Origin of the sequence: Rhodococcus sp. AW25M09 (genome assembly GCF_000333955.1) — a bacterium.
GTDB lineage: Bacteria > Actinomycetota > Actinomycetes > Mycobacteriales > Mycobacteriaceae > Rhodococcoides.
This window is the reverse complement of record NZ_CAPS01000157.1, coordinates 1-1,540: the sequence shown is the minus strand read 5'-3', so window position 1 is coordinate 1,540 and position 1,540 is coordinate 1. Positions and strand designations below refer to the sequence as shown.

Genomic DNA, 1,540 nt, shown 5'->3' with positions numbered 1-1,540 from the left:
TTCGGAGCGCATGATCAACGCCATCAGGCCACCGACGAGGAAGAACCCGAACGAGGTCACCAAGTACATCAGCCCGATGACCTTCGGATCGGTGGTGGTGACCATCGTGTGCAGGAACGACCCCTTGCGTGCCCCGCGGGGAGGATAGGGGCGGACCGCCGGCGCAGCCGGAGGAGATGTCAGCGCCGTCATGGAACCACCTTCGAATCGCACGCGAATTACAGGACGCGTCCGACAGCCTAGCCCAAATACTATGCAGCATAGTATTTTGGGGGTGGTTCAAGTCAGCAGAACCGCGCACGCTGCGGCGGAGACCGCACTGAGGGTGAGGATTGCCATGGCGGCCGGCACCACGAGCGGCAGCACGGCGGCGGCAGCGTACGCGCCTGCTCCGGTTCGGGTCGGCGTGTGCGCGCTCGTGTCGAGGTGATGCAACCGCTCGGCGGTCGATTCCCCGATCAGGCCCAACGCCCACAGTGGACGCGCCGAATGCGCCTGCGAGACCGTCGACAAGGCCGAACGCACAGTGTCGGCGCTGGTGACCGCGGCCGCGGACCGGTCCGCGGCGACCTCGACCAGAACCCGCACCGCTGCAGGTGCTGCGGCGAACAGGGGAACGCGAGGAAGTGCTTTGGCCAGGATCTCGCAGATGTTGACGATGCGGTGGTGGCGCCCGCGCAGGTGGGCACGTTCGTGTGCGATCACTGCCCGCTGTTGATCGGGATCGAGATGGGCAAGCAGGCCTTCGGTGGCCACGACGTAGCCGGGGCGACCGTCGATGCTGTAGGCCAGCGGGAGCGGGTGGTCGAGCCACATGATCGGTTCGGGTCCGGGGTCCGTGCGCGCCACGACGGCGATGACATCGCGGTGATAGTCGCGGACTTTGGACCGGGCTCGAAGCTGACGGCGAGTCGAGCGCAGGACGCGCGCCGATGCCGATACCGCGAGGACGACCGATGCCCCGGCGACCGCTTCCCCGATCCACGGCTGCGCCGCGTGTTGCAGTGACCCCAGGCAGCGGACGGCGAGTTCGACCATGCCCTCGGCGGGCGCATGACCGGGCCAGAGCAACACGGCCACCGCGGATCCCACGAGAAACAGCACCCCGGCGATGCTGCCGATCCATGCGGTCAAGGCGAGAGTGGGGCTCACGGTGCGGGTGAGCGAGGTCAGCGGCTGCGGCAGGGCGACGGCCGCGATGATCGCCGCGAGGAGCAACACCAGCGCGACGATCACCGGTTCACGTCCGGCAGGTTCCCCCGCAGAGCGTCGAGCTCGTCGTCGGTGACGGTTTTCGCGAAATGCATCAGCACCGCGGCCGAGTCGGTACTGGTGTCGAGGATTTCGCGCAGCGCTTGCGAGGTGGCCTCCGCGCGCGACTGCACGGGCGAGTAGAGATAGGCGCGTGACTGCTTGGTCCGCTCGACCCACCCTTTCTCGTGGAGATGGGTCACGACGGTCAGGATCGTGGTGTAGGCGGGGTTTCTGTCGGCCATGAGTTCACGCAGGTCGTGGACCGACTGTGGTCGGTCACATTCCC

General features: G+C 67.3%; 2 protein-coding genes and 1 pseudogene. All 3 read right to left on the bottom strand.

Features of this window, described 5'->3' with window-relative positions; genetic code table 11:
• Positions 1-192 (bottom strand): annotated as a pseudogene (locus tag RHODMAR_RS26730) (cytochrome ubiquinol oxidase subunit I); the annotation flags it as partial.
• An 87-nt stretch (positions 193-279) separates the two neighbouring features.
• Positions 280-1,236, bottom strand: coding sequence for a M56 family metallopeptidase (locus RHODMAR_RS26725; protein WP_008720974.1), 957 nt, complete (start codon positions 1,234-1,236; stop codon positions 280-282).
• A partial coding sequence (locus tag RHODMAR_RS26720) for a BlaI/MecI/CopY family transcriptional regulator (RefSeq protein ID WP_042940580.1) occupies positions 1,233-1,540 on the bottom strand: 308 nt, incomplete at its 5' end. The genes RHODMAR_RS26720 and RHODMAR_RS26725, both read right to left, overlap by 4 nt.